Genomic DNA, 17,601 nt, shown 5'->3' on the forward strand with positions numbered 1-17,601 from the left:
ATTCCCCCTTCCCTCAAATCATCTCATTTTTAAATCATCTCATTCTCAAATTTATTTCTCGCAAAGGCCGCAGAGATTTCGCTAAGCCCGCAGAGAAATTGGATTATTGATAATTGTTAATTGATCATTGTTTATTGTTTTCAAATCCTCTCATCCTTAAATTCATTTTTGGAATTTGGAATTTGAAATTTGTTTATTGATCATTGCTAATTGATAATTGGATAATATTTCCCGCAGATCTCGCTGATCTTCACAGAATTCCTCATCCCCCTGCTCCCTAAATCCCCCGGAAGGGGACCTTTTTCTGCTCCATTTCAAATTATCTCATCCTCAAATCAATTTTGGAATTTGGAATTTGGTGCTTGGTGCTTGGTGCTTGGTGCTTGTTTGTGGTTCCTTTATTTGCGCGCTTTGCGGGAATCCTTTGCGCTCTCTGCGTGAAAAATAATTACCCATTCTCCTCATCCCCTAATTCCCCCTTCCCTCAAATCATCTCATTTTTAAATCATCTCATTCTCAAATTTATTTCTCGCAAAGGCCGCAGAGATTTCGCTAAGCCCGCAGAGAAATTGGATTATTGATCATTGTTTATTGATCATTGTTTATTGATCATTGATAATTGAAAACTAACTCTGCCTATGCGCATACAGCATTGGAGGTTCGCCGTTGAAGGGGTTCATCCTGCCGCCTATTTCGGTGCCGCCAATGGTGGAGGCGCGCATCACGCTGTTTTCCCCAAACCGGTTCCTTATCCTGTCTATAGAACTGTAAAGGCTCAGCATCTCCTCGCTGTCATCAAACAGGTTGATCTGGTAATGCCCCCCAACGAGTCCGCTGAACTTTACCCCCACCAGCCTTATGAGCAGCCGGCGGTTGTAGAGCTGACTAAAAAGCCCGGCTATTTTGGGGATAAGGATATGGTCTGCGCTGGTGTAGGGGATCTTCGCCTGTTTGGTGTAGGTGTTGAAATCTGAATACCTGATCTTCACACTTATCACCGAGGTAAGCTTGTCACCCCGCCGCAACTGGTAAGCCAGGCTTTCGGCCATGGCGGTGAGGGTGGCGTAGAGTTGTACCATGTTGATGGTATCGCGGTGAAAGGTGCGCTCTGCAGAGATCGATTTGCGTTCATGAAAGGGGATAATGGGACTGTCATCTATTCCATGCGCGCGTTTCCAGATGGTGCGCCCGTTCTTGCCCAGCACACTCTCCATCATCTCTACCGGCATCTCCTGGATGGTCTTTATCTCCCTCACCCCCAGCCCCAGCAAGGTCTGGAAGGTTTTGGACCCTATCATGGGGATCTTGCGCACAGAGAGCGGTGCCAGGAAACTTCGCTCCTGCCCGTTCTCAATGAGCAGCTGATTATTGGGCTTGGCCTCTCCCGTGGCTATCTTAGAAACGATCTTGTTCTGCGAGAGCCCAAACGAAATAGGGAGGCCGCTTTCTTTGATGATCTTCTGCCGCAGCTCACTGGCGAAACGGTAGGTGCCAAAGAACTTGTCCATCCCGGTGAGATCTGCATAGAACTCATCAATACTCGCTTTTTCAAAGGCGGGGACCGCCTGTTTGATAATCTCGGTTACCTCGTGGGAGTATTTGGTATAGGTGGAAGAATTCCCTTTTATTATCGTAGCCTGGGGGCAAAGCTGCCGCGCCACCTTCATAGACATGCCCGAATGTACCCCAAACCTGCGGGTCTCATAACTGCAGGCCGCCACTACCCCGCGGTCTCCCAGGCCACCCACCAGCAGCGGCTTGTTTGCCAGGTCTGGATGCAGCAGGCGTTCTACAGATACAAAGAAGGTATCCAGGTCCAGGTGTAAGATCGATTTACTCTTCATAAAATGGAATAATTCCGTGTTATTGGAAATATTCCAAAATTATAAAATAATTAGGTTCGGTCATGTGAGGAAGGCGTTAAATTCTGAAGAAATTTTTTCAGCAGCCGTTAAAACAAAGTCACACGCCTTCCGCAGAAAGAATTCACCCCAACAGGCAGACTTTCAGAAACTGTTAGAAATAAGTTAAAATAGCAGCATAAAAGGTAATCGCAACTTGCACAGCCTCAAAATTTTATTACATTCGTTACCCGTTTAAAATTCAAATTTTTCCGAAGTTATCAGGGTACCAGCCGGTGCCCCTTATGCAGTGTAAAAAATTGTAACAATTAAGGTAAAAATGTGTCTGTTATCAAAGAATGTTTTCGGCAAATAGAATTCCCCCCAAAATGAAGTATAACCGAAGAGTAGAACCCCAAACCCTGCCCCTTGACCAGCAGGGAATCCTCGGCCTTTCCCTTATGCTGCTCCTGGCTATCAATTTCACCATAAATTACCTGCTGTTCACCTACTATTCAGACAGTATTACCTCGGTTACCGGTACCGGGTTCTGGATGCTCATAGCCAACAATGCGCTTATGGCCGCGATCGTCTACATCAACAAACAGGAGATGAACTGGAGCTGGGAAGACCTGGGACTGGCCAAACCCACCAGCTGGTGGAAACCCCTTCTAATTACCATTGCCTTGTTCCTTACGCTCGTACTCTTTACACGCTACGTACAACCGCTTTGGGCAGATCTTATCAATACCAATGCGATTTCCATGCTTGATGACATTCAGGGAGACCTCAGCAAGCTCATCATCTCTCTCATTATACTCTGGATCACGGCCGGTTTCCTGGAAGAGCTCATCTTCAGGGCTTTTTTGATCAACGCCCTGGAACAGTTTCTGGGCAATTCTACCTGGTCTCTTTGGGGCGCGGTAGGCATAAGTTCTGTGATCTTCGGGTTGATACATGCCTACCAGGGCATAGGCGGGATCCTCACCACCACCGGACTGGGGCTTATTTTTGGAATCGCCTACGTGATCAATGGCCGCAGGATATGGCCGCTAATCTTCATTCACGGGCTTATAGATACCATTACCATGATCAACATCTATAATTCCTAAGCGAACGGCAGGTTTTACGGCAGCAGCTCCCAAATTTTTCCTTTTAATTATTTTACTATCTTCAAAAAGTAAAGCAAAGAACAGCTGTACCCCAAAACGCCCTGCTTATGGAAGAGTCTGCAAGAGAGACCGTTGCCCTTAATGAACTGGCGCCCCCAAAAAGTTTCCTGGGCCTTTCCCTTGTTTTGTTGCTCGCAGTGAGCTTCACCCTTGATTACCTTAGCTATAACTACTATTCCAATACCTTTCTTAATGTAGAAAGCATGGGCTTCTGGCTGTTGCTTTACAAAGTGGGTTTTATGGTTGCTGTTGTTTTGATCAATAAGAAGGCATCAGGCTGGTTATGGAGTGACCTTGGCTTTGCACGGCCACCCAACTGGTGGAATCCTGTTTTAACGGCTGTAGCCACCTTTACCGCTGTGATCCTGCTCTCTCTTTTCCTTAAACCCCTGCTGCTGGAAATTGGAGGGCCGCAAAACACCGCTCACCTGGCCGCTTTAAGGGGAAACCTCCCCTTACTGCTGTTCGCGCTCCTCCTGGTTTGGATCGCGGCCGCTTTTGTGCAGGAACTCGTTTTCAGGGCCTTTTTGATCAACACTTTAGACAGCATCTTTGGGAACAGCATCCGGTCTACCTGGTTTGCAGTATTGATTAGCGCCCTTCTTTTTGGGCTGGTGCATACCTGGCAGGGACTAAGCGGGATCCTGTTCACCGCCGCCATAGGCCTGGTCTTTGGGATCGTCTATATCCTTAACGGCCGCAGGATCTGGGCCCTCATTTTTGTGCACGGACTGCTGGACAGCATCACCCTGGTAAGCATCTATAACTCCTGAATCATTTTCACTCTTTTTTCTGCGGAAGGAATCTCTTCGGAAGTTTCTCTGCGGAAGGGAAGCCGAAAACCTGAATTTCTCAGGTCCTCACCCTTAATTTTTCCACGCCCGAAGTTCCACTACCGCCCCGCCTGAAGCTTCCTGAAATTGAATTTACCGGAGGACCTCCCTCCCATCACCACTTCATTTTCTATTCTCCCAGGCCGCCAACCAGAACCGGAACATTGAGCTCGGGATGTAACAGCCGTTCTCCGGATACGAAAAATGTATCAGGATCATAAGAAAAGCTTTTGAAACTGTTCCCCAGACACAATGATGAACTGTCAAAGTGAGGACAACAGGGTAATTGAGTACAGTAACTTCCTCAACCCCACATGAGCACTCCACATCAGCTTATAGGTTCTCTTTTTTGTTGGTTTTTTCAGAGAGTTTTTCGATAAGATCGGGTACCTTTTCAAAAACAGCAGCCAGGCCGGTCTTTGCACCTGTTCCTAAAAAGGAGATCTCATCCTCTTTAGTTACCAGGAATCCTATGGGCTGAATGTTCACTCCGGCGCCGGCACCGCCACCCTGTCCTTTGCCTTTTTTGGGATCCTCTCCCTCACCGCCACCAGAACCAAAACCCATCCCCACCTTAATAACAGGTACGCAGGTAAATTCTCCCAGTTTAAACTGTTGTCCAATGACAGTTTCTGTTTTCGCCTCCGATCTCATAAAATCGGTAATTCTGTCCAGTAATTCTTCAAATCTCAGTTCCATGATTAGTCTTATTTTAAAAGATTATTTGAAAAAGGCGAACAGCATCCTCATTAAGCTGTTTCCTACTCTAATGCGAATCCCGTTTCTTCCTAAAAAATTTATACCTGCCGAAGCATCCTGGAGGTTTAAAAGATAAAAGATGGGGTAAAGCAGTGCATTATGCCGGTAATTTCCGGTGTCAAGTTCCCATCTCAGCTCCCTCACCCTAAAAGATCGCAACACGTTAAAGATCCTCTCAGGCATCCGACTCATTTTTATTCCTCCTTCTTTTCTCTTCTTCCCGGGCTTCTCTTTCTTTTTTACTGATCTTCTTTCTCTAAGGGGATAAAAATTACCTTCAAAAAAAAAATTCTGTACCTCAAAAAGACCAGTTCCTCTGCATCGGGAATGAGGTTTACACCTCCCACTCCTCTATAAGTCAGGGAATACTCTGCTTTTTCAGTATCAATCACAAGAACGAGCGGTGTCAGCAATAAAAAGAACAGGAAAGTCAGCAAAAGCCCTAAAATAATGAGAAGCCAGATCATACATCCAAATTTGAGCATCTAAATCTCTGAATTAGTGACACTTAAAAGGATGACTTTTATCAGGATCGCAAGAGTTTAACAAAGAATTAAATAAATCCCTTTGGGGAATCTGCTACCTGCTGCTTGTTTATGAATACCCTAAATCTGGTAACCTTTAAACTGATGCCGCTGAATTTTTTATATTTGTACCACCGGCTCCAAAAGGGAACCGGGATTATTAACTTTTTCATGCATCAGGAATCCTTCTTTCAAGGTACCAACCGGGAGCAACACTCCACGGTGGTTTTAAGATGTGGACAGTCTGTCAAAAACAAATGGCCTCCATTATTCATTCCTGTTGTCTGGATCCAAAAGATCAGGAATCATGAGCTTTCATTTAACCGAGGGGGAAGATCAAACCGGTAAAATCGTTTTTCCCAAACACCTTTTAAAGCTGCCACTTCAGGAACATCAAACTATCATTCACGGCTTTGCCCCGGGCTTGCAGAAGATAAGCATTCACCCCGACACGTTTTTGATCTCACGTATAATGGGAGAGCGTTTAAAACTGCTGTTTGCCTTTGGCGTTCCCCTGCATCCACAGTGGATCGAGGGCACAGACCAATGTTTCACTCTTGTGTTTGAAAGCCTTCCCGAAGATTGCGAACACTTCCATTTCTCAGAAAGACCCGATGAAGCGGGAGGTTTACACATTTCAGCCATTCCCCGAAGTTTGAATGATGTGTATTGGTTGCCGTTTATATGGTGAGGTATAAAAATGGCATTTTTGGGAGGTGTTGCTGTGGAAAAGATTTTTATTCTTAATCCCTGAACTGCAGATTAGATTCTGAGTTTATTTTCCTACATTTATTTCTTCTGAAGCTGATGCTGAAGAGAACTTCCCTACTCAAAAAATCCAAGTTAATCCTTGCAATTTATTCTATGAGTATTCCAACAAATATTACACATGAACATCTTGAAAAAGCTGTCGAAAAAATAGACAAGGAAGGAATTCCTGCAAATGGTGATTCTCAGTACTATGACGCTAAATTTAATGAAAAGCTTTATCCTCCGAAGCTCCTAGTCTCTTACGCAAATTATTTTGCTAACGGAGAAGTTTTAGACCGCCGCACATTTAGAGGGGGATTAGATACTCCCTGCTTTCAACTTTTGGAAAGAAATAATTTTCAGATTATTCACAAAAATGGATCTCCTATGTCAGAGAATGATATATTTTACCCAGAGTTACTCAATTTTTTAGAACAGAGTAAAACTGGAAATTTAAAAACTAAGCATTATAGGGACCGCTTTAAAGGTCTTAAAGTGAAAGTTAGTTTTGGCCAAGGATTTCCTGCCCGCATACCCTGGATTTCTTTTCTTATGCCCCCGCATACAACTAGCGAAGGAATTTACCCGGGCCTTCTTTACTATAAGGACATAAACATGCTAATTCTCTCATATGGGATAAGTGAAACCAATGAACCTCCTATGTCCTGGCCCGAATTAGGTAGTAAAAAAACAATAAAACATTTTTTTAAGGAAAAGGGGTTAGGAGAACCAATGAGATATGGGGATTCTTATATATTTAAAGTCTACGACACAACTAATCTTCCGGATGCTGAGCAGTTTGAAAAAGATTTACAAGAAATTATCGGAATTTATAAAGATGTAAATTCAAAAAAAGAAATAATAGAAAACAATCTTTTCCAGAAGACTGAAGCAAAAGACACTTCCGCCAAAATTTATAATATACTTAAACAAGAAAAATTGAGGACCAGCAATTTTTTAGAAGACGCAAAAGCTGGAGGACTGACATTTTCCAAGAAGTTAATAGATCGTTTCGTCGCTTCACTAGTAACCAAACCATTTGTTATTCTTACAGGTCTTTCAGGCTCAGGTAAGACAAAATTAGCTCAGGCATTTGCCACTTGGATTTGCGATGACAAGGAACAGTTTTGTATAGTTCCGGTAGGTGCTGATTGGACAAATAGAGAACCGTTACTGGGATATTCTAATGCCATAGATCATGAAGAATATGTAAAGCCAGAGAATGGGATTCTGGACCTTCTAATAAAAGCTAAAGAAGAAGAAAGTAAACCTTATTTTATTATTCTGGATGAAATGAATCTTAGCCATGTAGAAAGATATTTTGCTGACTTTCTAAGTATCATGGAAAGTGGTCAAGATATTACTCTGTATGAGGATGATCAAGAGAAAAATGGAGCTCCTTCCAAGGTATCATGGCCTAAAAATGTTTTCATAGTGGGTACTGTCAACATTGATGAAACCACTTACATGTTCAGCCCAAAGGTTTTAGACAGAGCCAATACCATAGAATTCCGAATTACTGCTGAAGAAATGAAAACCTTTCTCAATAACAACAGCAAGCCAGATCTTTCAGTTCTACATGGAAAAGGAGCAAAAATGGTAGCCGATTTTCTGAGAATTTCGTCTAACACAGTTTATGAAAAGCCCAATAATTCTGTCAATGATACTTTGCTAAACTTCTTTATAGAATTAAAGAAGACTGGAGCTGAATTTGGTTATCGCAGTGGTGCAGAAATTCATCAACTACTGTACAATCTTTCTGTCATTAATATGGAGCTGCAAGAAGATGAAAAAGTAGATATCGCCATAATGCAAAAGTTACTACCAAAATTACATGGCTCCCGAAGAAAATTAGTACCCATTCTTAAAACCTTAGGTCAGTTTTGTTTAGCTTCCTCTAATGAAAATATTGAAAAAGAAGTCTTTCTGAAATCTGATTTTTCATTTATTAATAATGACTCCGTAAGATACCCGTTGACACTAGAAAAAATATCCAGAATGTACAATGGGGTTGTGGAAAATGGTTTTGCCAGTTATGCAGAAGCTTAATGGCTAAAATAGAACTTGAAATACCATTAGATTCAATTGAGAAAGGTCTCTTTTTAAAGATAAGAGCTAAAGCATCACAATCTATCTTCAAAGTTGAAGATGCAGAGGATTTTGGAGAAGCTACTTTTCAAATTAAAGAAGGTTATTTTTATCATTACCAGTTTTCAAATCCCTCATTCTATTTTGAAAACGATGAAATTATTGAAAAGGATCCCTTCGTTTCTTACCAGGGTAGAATTACACCAAATATTTATGTGGGGACCCTTAACATTCCTGTATTTCACAAGGAAACAGGTGAACAAATAGGAGCTGTTAGTCTTGAAGTTCAATCCTCCAAAACAAAATACCGGAACGACTATCGCTTCATGTTAGAGAGTATTACTGAACATTGCACAGATCTTCTAATGCAAGTCAACTCTCCTGTTTCACAAAATTTTGAACCGGATTTCACCAAAGGAAGCGAAACTCTGTATCAGAGGTTTACTTTTATAAAATCCGTCATAGACACAGAGGAGTTCAATGAAGCTGTTCACAGAATAATAACCTCACCTAATTCGGCCTGGTGCAGAATTTCTGAGGAAACTGATATTAGAAATATTGGCAAACTTAAAAATTATCATGTAAGACAGTTTTTGACCCGCTCTCAAAGAACTCATCTTGGAGAGAGTCATAGCCTCTACAGTAAGGGCCTGTCAAGTCTGCCTGCACGAATTCATTCAGACTTAAAAACAGAGACAGTAGATACTGCTGAGAACAGATTCATTAAACATGCTTTACAGAGCTTTTTGAAGTTGTGTAATGATATTAAAACTGCAGTTAAGCAAGGAACCAGAATTGATAAGGAAGTTACTGCTACCATTGAAAAACTGGAACAACATCTGCATCACACTTTTTTCGCAGAGATTTCCCGTGCTCAAATTTTAAAACTTAACAGTCCTATTCTTCAAAGAAAAGAAGGATACAGAGAAGTACTGAAAGCATGGCTAATGTTTGATCTTGCTGCCCGTCTAGTTTGGAAAGGAGGAGAAGATGTTTACTCCAGTGGTAAGAAAGACATAGCTACTCTATATGAATACTGGTTGTTTTTTACCTTATTAGATGTACTGAAGGAACTGTTCGAAATTTCTCCTAAGGACTTAGAGGATCTTATCAAACCTACCAATGATCACCTGAGTTTACAACTGGCCATGGGAGAAAAAAGATCTATTAGAGGAATATTTGATCAGGGAATAAGGAAACTTCGGGTAAATTTCTCCTTCAACAGAACCTTCTCAAATAATGGAGATCATCCAGCGCCCGGAAGCTGGACTAAATCCATGCGACCTGATTACACCCTATCATTCTGGCCAGCCGGTATATCTGAGGAAATGGCAGAAAAGGAAGAATTAATCGTCCATATCCACTTTGATGCAAAGTATAAAATTGACAATCTTGTTCAAATTATTGATCAGGATCAAGATCTTAACAAAGAAAAGAAAGAGCAAATTCAAGGCACTTACAAAAATGTCGATCTTCTAAAAATGCATGCCTATAAAGATGCTATTAGAAGAACGGGTGGAGCATACATTCTTTATCCTGGCACAGAGACTTCAGAAAGAAAAGGATTTCATGAAATTTTACCCGGTCTGGGTGCCTTTCCTGTTCGACCCTCGAGAACAAACAGTGGTATAGAAGATCTAAAAAGTTTTATTGTTCGGGTCATTGACCATTTTCTTAACAGAGCTTCACAAAGAGAACATTTAGCCTTTCGTATTTTTGACATACATAACACAGATCCAGAGGAATTAAAGGAACCATTGCCAGAGGCCTATGGAAGTAACAGATCTTTTATCCCAAGTGATATTAATGTTTTAGTTGGATACTATAAGGGAGATAATCATCTGAAATGGATAAAAAATAAGAAATACTATAACATCCGAATAGATGACCGTAAAGGAGCTATTCCTCTAACTGCCTCTGAACTCTCTGCCAAATACTTGCTTCTTCACACCAAAACTGAAGAATTATCTGGTCGGCTTTATAAAATAACCGGAAATGGACCTAAAGTCTTTTCTAAAGAAAAAATGGTTCAAGAAGGATATCCTACCAAAAACAGTTATCTCATATTTGAAGTCGAAGAAGATAACTCACCAGAATTTCAGAAAGTAAAATGGGATTTTAGAAGTCTTGAAAAATTTGAAGGGCCTAATCCGTTTACTGTCACTCTTACTGAATTAATGAACAGAGTAGTATAAAAGAAATTGTCAAAAATTCCACTTTTGAGAGGTAACCCAACTTCTTTTCATCAATTTAAAAACATAACTCACAGATTTTCATTAATTTACTTTTACAAAAGTTGAATTATGAAATCTCTTCTTCTATTAATCGCCCTCACTTTTTCTGCCTGCGCGAAGTCCCAGGAGGCAAGTCCGCAGTTGGTGGGTGGTAACTGTGAGGGTTGTGAGGCTGTGCTGGAGTATGGCGACCGGGAACTTATTGCCGTGGATACCCTTCCCGAATTTGAGTCGGCCGCAGAGAAGCTAAAGCTCAGCGGTACCATCTATGAACCCGACGGGAAAACCCCGGCAGAGGGAGTGATCCTATACATCCACCATACCAATGCAGAAGGTGTATACCCTACTAAGGGCGACGAGGAAGGCTGGGGGAAAAGGCACGGCTATTTAAGAGGTTGGGCAAAGACCGGAAAGGACGGAAAATTCACTTTTTATACACAGGTACCCAAATCATATCCCAGCCGCACCGAACCTGCCCACATCCACCCATACATTCTCGAACCTGACGGAAAATATTACTGGCTGGAAACCATCTATTTTAAGGGAGATGAACTGTTAAGCGACGACCATGTCTCTTCCAGTCCCCGCGGCGGAACCCCGGGCGTAGTGGAACTCAAAAAGCAAGATGATATTTACGTGATCAACAGGGATTTTATCCTGGGGAAGAATATTCCGGAATATTGAATATCACATTGAATAATAGAACTAACAGTTAATATAAAAAGCTGCCTCCGGGGCAGCTTTTTATATTAATACTAATTACAGGATCAATCATACCAAACCATTCCTGCCATCTCAATAATATATTCCTTGCGTTTAGAATCGTAATCCATACTGTAGGTTGTGGGATAATAGTAACCTTCCAGGGCGTGTTTTTCAGGTTGGGCGATGGGAAAAGGGGTGCCGTCTGCCTCGTTCACCAGGTAGTCAACAGTGACCATAGGTTCCATAAAGATAAAGCTGCCGTCATAACTTCCATAGATGAAGGTATGGGTAAAGGGCGGGGCTTCTGTCTCGTGCGTCCAGTGCACCCCCATATAAGGCACCAGTTGAACCGGCAGGAAGTCCGGAGGGTGTTGATAACCTTCGGGAATATATTCCGCTTCGGGATAGTTGGCCGCTTTTTCCAAATCTGTTATGCTCATCTTATACTCTTCAGAGACTGTGTAAAAATGCACATCAAAGTGAGGTACGGTAAAAAGCCCCTGTGGTTCATGCCCTTGAGGATTCCAGTCAAGGTCAATATGATCAAAGGCTAATCCTGCAGCTTTGTTGGGCAGAGTCAAGGTGAGAATAACGGGATGTTCCGGAAGCCTTTCCAGCACTTTTTCAGAAAGACGCACGCCTATAGACTCAGGAGTTCCATCCCTGTTCATGCGCACCGTGCTGCGAACCACCCCCAGGCCAAGATGTTGGGCAGGTCCGAAAAACTCGTTTAGTTTTTCAGTCTTGCCATCTACGGCCGACCTTAAGTCCAGGGTAGGATCATCAATAGAATTCACCGGTTCTTTTTCACAACCGGAAATAAAAACAAGCAGTAAAATAAGCAGTAGGTAAGGAAATCTTTGGGGCGACAGGAGAAAGTGAAATTTCTTCATGACGCTGATTTTTAAGTTAATAGATATAAAAATAAATAAAATAAAATAAAAAAGCCCCTCCAATTAAGGAAGGGCTTCTCATTTTTGGTTGGTATTTACGAATTATGAACTCATTGGTTAGAAATGCTATCCTTGTCTTTAACATCTGAGATGTTCAACACCTTCACCTGCCATTCACTGCCATCGCGCTCCCAGATAAAGGTATAGAAGCCTTTGTACTGAGTGCTGTCATTGGTATAGGTGTGGGTATAAGAGCCAACATCATAGGCCATCATGTCTCCTGTGCCCTTTTTTTGTGACTTCATGTTAAGGTCTTTCATGTACATGGAAGTTTTCTCCATCCAGCTCATGATACTGTCTTGCTGCTCAACATGCTGCCCATCCAGGATAAGTACCGCATCATCTGCGATCATATCATCTACCATCTGGGGATCGTTGCTGTTCCATGCGTCATTCCAGTCTGCGATCACCTGGTCAGGGTCGGCATATTCCTCTTCGGCCATCATGTCATCTGTTTCGGGTTCTTCCCTCTCTTTATCCTGGCATGCTCCAAAAGCGAGCAGCAGCGCCAGAAAAGGCAATAGTCTATACATTTTCATAGATTTTATTTTTAAAAATTCCTATCTAATTTATTAATAAACAGCGATATATTCATTTTTTTTAGCGGGTTTTAGATAAAATACCAATTTCAACGGTTTAAGAACGAAATACCTTCCGCAGAAAAGCTTAGCCGTTAAAAATCTGTTATTTAGCTCTGCCCCTACTGTTAATGGCCTTAAAAAATCCGATATTGTATAGGAACAAAATCAACTGAAAAATGCAGGTAAAAGACAAGGTAGCACTGGTCACCGGTGCCAGCAGCGGAATAGGACGGGCTATTGCCAAAAAGCTCTCTGAAGCGGGTTGCAGGGTAGCCCTGGCCAGCCGCAGTGTAGATAAAATGAGACAACTACAGGAAGAGCTGTCTAACGAGAGTATGGTAGTTGAAATGGATGTAAGGAACAGCGAAAGTGTGACCGAAGCCTTCAGGGATGTATGGGATAAATTCGGGCAGATAGACATCCTGGTGAATTCGGCCGGGGTGATGCCCCTCACCTATCTTAAGAACCGCCACCTCGAGGAGTGGCTGGAAACCATAGAAGTGAACGTAAAAGGCACCCTGAGGTGCATCAGCGAGGTGCTGCCCGCCATGAAGACCCAGAAGAACGGTCATATCATCAACATCGCCTCTGTAGACGGGAAAGAGGTCTTTGAAGGCGGCGCGGTGTACGGGGCTTCAAAAGCGGCGGTGATCGCACTCTCCAGGGCCATGCGCATGGAGCTCTCGCCCGAGTTCAATATAAGGGTCACTGCGATAGAACCCGGAACGGTGGCCACCAACCTTAGAGATGACATTACAGATAAGGAACTGCTGGATGATAAGGATTATGATGATGAAGATGAACCTAAACTCGACCCCATAAATATTGCCGATGCAGTGATGTATGCGATCACCCAACCCGATAAAGTAAATGTGAATGAAATCCTTATTAAGCCCACCGGAAAGGCCTGATTTTTATTAAATTTCCTCAAAATTGGTTAAAACCATGTTATTTCAAAAGTCTTTAACGCTTTGCCCGGTTATTGTTTTGCAATTTGGACAGGAATCTAAAAAACGAATCTAATGGACTTGAAGAGAAAGACTAAAGAAACAGGTGAAACAGTTGCAAAACTATGGGCTGCTAAAAAAGGCCTTCAATGGACAGGCAGTCTTCTTAAATGGGGAGCAATTGCCGGTGCAGGTTACCTGGGTTATAAATACTACCGAAATAACGAAAACACCATTAAAGAGAAACTGAACATGAGTTCGGTTCACTAAAAATTTAGTCCCCTACCCTAGGTATACCGTTCCCCCCAAGGTGTGCCGCATAATAAAAGGCTGATCAGGTTTTTCCCGATCAGTCTTCTTTATTTTAAGCCCGGATCACTTCAGGAAAGCTATCTCACACAACTTTTTCTATTCAGAATCAGATAATAATCGGATCCTTTTCAGATTCAAAATTTTCCTTTTTACCAAACATTCCGTTTATGAGTTTTATCATTCCATAATCTTATCTTCAAACTTACCTTTAGGTAAACCGAAAATACCATTAGAATCTGTAACATATGTTACATAAGGAGTGACGGGTATGTTTTAGGTTTATCGATTGGATTTTAGAGACCAGTTTCCTCTAATAATCAGGTGTAAAAGAAAAATAAATAAGCATATGAAAGACATTAGATCCCTTGCCACCCCTTTGTTTTACGCTTTTAGTGCGGTAATCGCAATGATCGTAGTCCTCTTTGCGGGGGTATATCTATATACTGTCAACCCATCGTTGTTCAGTTTCGGTAAGGATGAACCTGTAACTGCTACGGAAGAAGAAGGAGAGATCAAAGCAGAATGGGCCCCAAAAGATGTGCAGGCAGCCCTTGCTTCGGGCGAAATGGATGAGACCGTTGAATACGGGTACCGCCTGTTAGCAGAAAGTGCAAAATATATGGGTCCTAATGCTGAGGATCCTGAAATGCATTTTGCCGGCAACACCCTTTCCTGTACCAACTGTCATCTTGATTTTGGAACCCGCCCCGGTTCTGCCTCATGGGTAGGGGTGGTAGATCGTTTTCCGCAGTTCCGCGGAAGGGAGAACCGCGAAGGAACCATTGAAGACAGGATCAATGGTTGCATGGAGCGCAGTATGAACGGGAAAGCCTTACCCACAGACTCCAAAGAAATGGAAGCCATTGTAACTTATATGTCGTGGCTGGGAGAAGATCTTCCTGAAGAAAAAAAGAAGCACTACAAGGGGTTTGTATCTCTTGAGATCCCTGAGGAAGCCGTAGACCTGGAACGCGGAAAGGCGGTTTACACCAAAGATTGTATGATATGCCACGGGGAGAACGGGCAGGGAGTCGCGGCTGCAGATCCTGATAAAGGATGGCTGTACCCACCGCTTTGGGGCGATGATACATATAACGACGGGGCCGGGATGCACCGGGTGATCACTGCGGCACAGTTCATAAAAGGAAATATGCCCTTTGGTGTCGCTACCTGGGAAAACCCGCAACTCACCGATGAAGAGGCTTTCCATGTGGCAGGGTACATCAACAGTTTCTCCCGTCCCGAAAAGGCCAATAAAGAAGCCGATTTTCCCGACCTCAAGCTTAAACCCATGTCAACACCCTATGGCCCGTATGCAGACAATTTTTCGCCAGAGCAGCATAAGTACGGACCATACGGTCCCATTGCCGAATTCTACTTAAAAGAATACGGGATCAAGAAAGATAAATAATGCTGAAAAAGAGTTGCCTGTTTTTAATTTTCATACTCCCGTTTACGCTTTTCCCGCAAGACAGCCTGCAGGTGGAATCAAGAGGAGAACTTTCCGGCCAGTGGAGAAGCTATTATATGAACACCTTCAACAAAGATGAGCTGAAGGATTTTACGGCCCTGGCCACCGGGGGACATCTAAAATACAGTTACGCCTTCACCCCGAATTTTTCGGTAACAGGGGCAATGTATGTCTCGGTGAATACCTGGATACAGGACCTTAGCATTCCCGATGCCACCACCGGGAAATTAAGCAGGTATGAAGAAGGTCTTTTTAACCGGCTTGATCTTGATGAAAAATTCCTGTTCATTCCGGGGGAATTATTTGTACGCTATAAGGTGCAGGAACATGACCTGAAACTGGGAAGGATGAAGTTCGTTTCCCCGCTTATCAATCCGCAGGACGGCAGGATGATCCCTACCTTTGTACAGGGTTTACATTATTCCTGGAAGGCCCCGGAAAATGCCCTTTTTGAAGCCGGTGTTTTCAATGAGATCGCCCCCCGGTCTACCGGCGAATTCTATTCTATAGGAGAAAGTATTGGCACCTATGCGACAGGCAGGAACTGGAGTGGAGAAGCGGCCCAATATGCAGGCAACACAAAGTCTGATTTTCTCATCACAGCCCATGCAAATTTCAACCTGCATGAGCACCTCAACATTGATCTCTGGAACTATTATACAGACAATATTTTCAACACCTCATACCTGAACCCGGAGTGGAAATTCAGTAAGCAGGTATCGGTTGAACTGGAATGGCTTCACCAGCAGCGGGTAGGAGACGGCGGTAATGCCCGGGAAGAATTAAGATATTTTACGGAAAAATCATCTGATGTTCTGGGAGCACGCATCAATTATAAATGGGATCGTTCTTCCCTTGCATTCTCCTATGACCATATATTGCCGCACGGGCAGTTCATCTTCCCCAGGGAATGGGGCCGTGAGTTCCTGTTCAGCTTTCAGAAGAGGGAGCGCAGTGAGGGCTCGGGGGACAACCATGCGCTGGTGGCCTATTATAACACGGTGATCCCACTTGAAGGATTAAAGACAGAGGTGCGCAGCATATTGAGTGTGGGGCACCAGTGGAAACCTTCGGTGCTGGATCCCAGGCTCAACAAGTACGCTGTCCCCGATTACACCCAGGTAAATCTGGACCTGTTCTTCAATTTTGAGAAATGGAAGAACCTGAAACCTGAGATCCTGCTGGTAGGCAAATTCGCCTCGGGTGACTTTCCCGATAATCCTAATTTCTACTTCAACAAGACCGATCTATTCCACATAGATCTCATCCTGAACTATAACTTCTGAAAGGACGCTGAGCCTTTAAGGATTTCACTCATAAACTCTCCGGGGTATCAGCACTTGGCACAGTTTGCCTGCAAGGCAGCGCAGGAACCTTTGACCTGGAAAGCGGTAAGCTGACCGCTCTGATCCACCTCAACATGGAAACACTCGGTGATCTGATCTTTGAGCAGTTTTCTTCCGCGGTGGATGCGGGTCTTGACCGCGGTATGGCTCAGCCCCAGTTTTTCTGCCACGTCCTGCTGTTTCATGCCCCCAATGTCTGACAGCTGCAGGGGTTCAGCATATTTCTTCGGAAGCAGTTGCAACAGCGGCGCAATAAATTCGGCTGCCTCCCGGTACACCAGGTTCTCTTCATCTTCTACGATATCACTTTTTAATTCGGAGGTACGGCCGCTTTTTTTAAAGTGGTCCATACAGGTATTATAGGCGATCTGGAAGAGCCATGACCTGATATTCCTGATGGGTCTTCCCGAGCAACAGGAACTGTACACCTTCATCAGCACTTCGTGGGATAGTTCGTTAGCTGTATCCCCGTCCTTTACGATCTTATAGATATAATTCCGAAGAGCATCTTTATAACCGTCCCAGAAACCGGAGATCTGGTCATATTTTTTAAGTTCTGTCATGGCCGAAAAATTAAAATTAACGGGTTAATTTCAGAAATTTTTCAACACAAAATGAAATCTGTATAAAAATTTCCGTTCCACCTACTCCGGCTACATCTTGTAATGCAGCCATTCTTTGGTGATAGTTGGGTACGACCTGAAGAAGGCTATGACCCTTTTCTTCAGCGAGGGTTTTACATTCCCTTGTTTCGCCGCGGCAGAACATTCGCAGGTCCCTGCATTTATTGGAATACTGAAGTCTTTCATTTGTCAAGGTTTTTAAGTTGTTTAAACCAAGACTGCGTGGGGAGGAAAAGGATGCAAAAAAAATTATGGGATTGAGGGATTGGTTAATTCGCTGATTTGGGAAGCGGTGGTTTCGGGGAAGCGTTGATTAGTTGATTCGTTGATTCGAAATGTATTTAATTAATTCATTCTTAGGAAAACGTCTTTGCGATTTTGCCTGCCGGCAGGCAGGCAGTCTCCCACTTAATGAGCAGATGCTCAATCCTGGATTCAAAGAGTAAAATGCCCTCGCCGAGA

Annotated in this window: 18 protein-coding genes and 1 riboswitch; of the genes, 10 read left to right on the forward strand and 8 right to left on the reverse strand. The window is 43.2% G+C overall.

Annotated elements, in window-relative coordinates:
* Nucleotides 1–626: 626 nt before the first annotated feature.
* Nucleotides 627–1,844, reverse strand: coding sequence for a DNA polymerase IV (gene dinB / locus ACFSTG_RS03950; RefSeq protein WP_380748693.1), 1,218 nt, complete (start codon nucleotides 1,842–1,844; stop codon nucleotides 627–629).
* A gap of 386 nt (nucleotides 1,845–2,230) precedes the next feature.
* Here dinB and ACFSTG_RS03955 point away from each other — a divergent pair, with 386 nt between their 5' ends.
* Both ACFSTG_RS03955 and ACFSTG_RS03960 read left to right on the forward strand, forming a co-directional pair.
* Complete coding sequence (locus ACFSTG_RS03955; protein ID WP_380748695.1) at nucleotides 2,231–2,953, forward strand: CPBP family intramembrane glutamic endopeptidase; 723 nt, start codon at nucleotides 2,231–2,233, stop codon at nucleotides 2,951–2,953.
* Nucleotides 2,954–3,060: 107 nt separating this feature from the next.
* Nucleotides 3,061–3,786, forward strand: a complete 726-nt coding sequence (locus ACFSTG_RS03960; protein ID WP_380748697.1) for a CPBP family intramembrane glutamic endopeptidase — start codon at nucleotides 3,061–3,063, stop codon at nucleotides 3,784–3,786.
* A 393-nt stretch (nucleotides 3,787–4,179) separates the two neighbouring features.
* On the opposite strand, the gene ACFSTG_RS03965 is transcribed toward ACFSTG_RS03960, so the two are convergent.
* The 3 genes from ACFSTG_RS03965 to ACFSTG_RS03975 are packed head-to-tail and all read right to left on the reverse strand — an operon-like array spanning nucleotide 4,180 to nucleotide 5,072.
* The gene (locus ACFSTG_RS03965) at nucleotides 4,180–4,545 is read right to left on the reverse strand and encodes a GerW family sporulation protein (RefSeq protein ID WP_380748699.1); all 366 of its coding nucleotides are present in this window, start codon (nucleotides 4,543–4,545) and stop codon (nucleotides 4,180–4,182) included.
* 21 nt (nucleotides 4,546–4,566) lie between these two features.
* Nucleotides 4,567–4,788: a hypothetical protein gene (locus tag ACFSTG_RS03970; protein WP_380748700.1), complete on the reverse strand. Its 222-nt coding sequence runs from the start codon at nucleotides 4,786–4,788 to the stop codon at nucleotides 4,567–4,569.
* 56 nt (nucleotides 4,789–4,844) lie between these two features.
* Nucleotides 4,845–5,072: a hypothetical protein gene (locus ACFSTG_RS03975; RefSeq protein WP_380748701.1), complete on the reverse strand. Its 228-nt coding sequence runs from the start codon at nucleotides 5,070–5,072 to the stop codon at nucleotides 4,845–4,847.
* Between the two features lie 225 nt (nucleotides 5,073–5,297).
* Nucleotides 5,298–5,394, forward strand: a riboswitch (SAM-I-IV-variant riboswitch).
* 42 nt (nucleotides 5,395–5,436) lie between these two features.
* Here ACFSTG_RS03975 and ACFSTG_RS03980 point away from each other — a divergent pair.
* From ACFSTG_RS03980 to ACFSTG_RS03995, 4 genes are all read left to right on the forward strand, one after another.
* The gene (locus ACFSTG_RS03980) at nucleotides 5,437–5,820 is read left to right on the forward strand and encodes a hypothetical protein (RefSeq protein WP_380748702.1); all 384 of its coding nucleotides are present in this window, start codon (nucleotides 5,437–5,439) and stop codon (nucleotides 5,818–5,820) included.
* A 173-nt stretch (nucleotides 5,821–5,993) separates the two neighbouring features.
* Nucleotides 5,994–7,928, forward strand: coding sequence for an MrcB family domain-containing protein (locus ACFSTG_RS03985; RefSeq protein WP_380748703.1), 1,935 nt, complete (start codon nucleotides 5,994–5,996; stop codon nucleotides 7,926–7,928).
* Entirely contained in the window at nucleotides 7,928–10,162 is a 2,235-nt protein-coding gene (locus ACFSTG_RS03990) for a DUF2357 domain-containing protein (RefSeq protein WP_380748705.1), read from the forward strand. Before ACFSTG_RS03985 ends, ACFSTG_RS03990 begins: the two co-directional genes overlap by 1 nt.
* Before the next feature lie 108 nt (nucleotides 10,163–10,270).
* A complete protein-coding gene (locus ACFSTG_RS03995) occupies nucleotides 10,271–10,885 on the forward strand; it encodes a dioxygenase family protein (RefSeq protein WP_380748707.1) in 615 nt (204 codons plus the stop codon).
* A gap of 83 nt (nucleotides 10,886–10,968) precedes the next feature.
* On the opposite strand, the gene ACFSTG_RS04000 is transcribed toward ACFSTG_RS03995, so the two are convergent.
* Nucleotides 10,969–11,799 (reverse strand): DUF5602 domain-containing protein, encoded by an 831-nt coding sequence (locus tag ACFSTG_RS04000; protein WP_380748709.1) that lies wholly within the window; start codon nucleotides 11,797–11,799, stop codon nucleotides 10,969–10,971.
* A gap of 110 nt (nucleotides 11,800–11,909) precedes the next feature.
* Nucleotides 11,910–12,392, reverse strand: coding sequence for a DUF4440 domain-containing protein (locus ACFSTG_RS04005; RefSeq protein ID WP_380748711.1), 483 nt, complete (start codon nucleotides 12,390–12,392; stop codon nucleotides 11,910–11,912).
* Between the two features lie 224 nt (nucleotides 12,393–12,616).
* Here ACFSTG_RS04005 and ACFSTG_RS04010 point away from each other — a divergent pair, with 224 nt between their 5' ends.
* The 4 genes from ACFSTG_RS04010 to ACFSTG_RS04025 all read left to right on the forward strand — a co-directional run bounded on the left by ACFSTG_RS04010 (nucleotide 12,617) and on the right by ACFSTG_RS04025 (nucleotide 16,456).
* Nucleotides 12,617–13,351, forward strand: coding sequence for an SDR family oxidoreductase (locus ACFSTG_RS04010; RefSeq protein WP_380748713.1), 735 nt, complete (start codon nucleotides 12,617–12,619; stop codon nucleotides 13,349–13,351).
* A 111-nt stretch (nucleotides 13,352–13,462) separates the two neighbouring features.
* The gene (locus ACFSTG_RS04015; protein WP_380748715.1) at nucleotides 13,463–13,657 is read left to right on the forward strand and encodes a hypothetical protein; all 195 of its coding nucleotides are present in this window, start codon (nucleotides 13,463–13,465) and stop codon (nucleotides 13,655–13,657) included.
* Between the two features lie 388 nt (nucleotides 13,658–14,045).
* The gene (locus ACFSTG_RS04020) at nucleotides 14,046–15,110 is read left to right on the forward strand and encodes a c-type cytochrome (RefSeq protein WP_380748717.1); all 1,065 of its coding nucleotides are present in this window, start codon (nucleotides 14,046–14,048) and stop codon (nucleotides 15,108–15,110) included.
* Nucleotides 15,110–16,456, forward strand: a complete 1,347-nt coding sequence (locus ACFSTG_RS04025) for an OprD family outer membrane porin (protein WP_380748719.1) — start codon at nucleotides 15,110–15,112, stop codon at nucleotides 16,454–16,456. The genes ACFSTG_RS04020 and ACFSTG_RS04025 overlap by 1 nt, the downstream gene beginning before the upstream one ends.
* A 47-nt stretch (nucleotides 16,457–16,503) precedes the next feature.
* Here the strand turns inward: ACFSTG_RS04025 and ACFSTG_RS04030 are convergent, their stop codons facing one another.
* The gene (locus tag ACFSTG_RS04030) at nucleotides 16,504–17,079 is read right to left on the reverse strand and encodes a sigma-70 family RNA polymerase sigma factor (RefSeq protein WP_380748721.1); all 576 of its coding nucleotides are present in this window, start codon (nucleotides 17,077–17,079) and stop codon (nucleotides 16,504–16,506) included.
* A 90-nt stretch (nucleotides 17,080–17,169) separates the two neighbouring features.
* A complete protein-coding gene (locus tag ACFSTG_RS04035; protein WP_380748723.1) occupies nucleotides 17,170–17,325 on the reverse strand; it encodes a hypothetical protein in 156 nt (51 codons plus the stop codon).
* Between the last annotated feature and the right edge of the window lie 276 nt (nucleotides 17,326–17,601).

The sequence above is a fragment of the Salinimicrobium flavum genome (assembly GCF_042684505.1).
GTDB lineage: Bacteria > Bacteroidota > Bacteroidia > Flavobacteriales > Flavobacteriaceae > Salinimicrobium > Salinimicrobium flavum.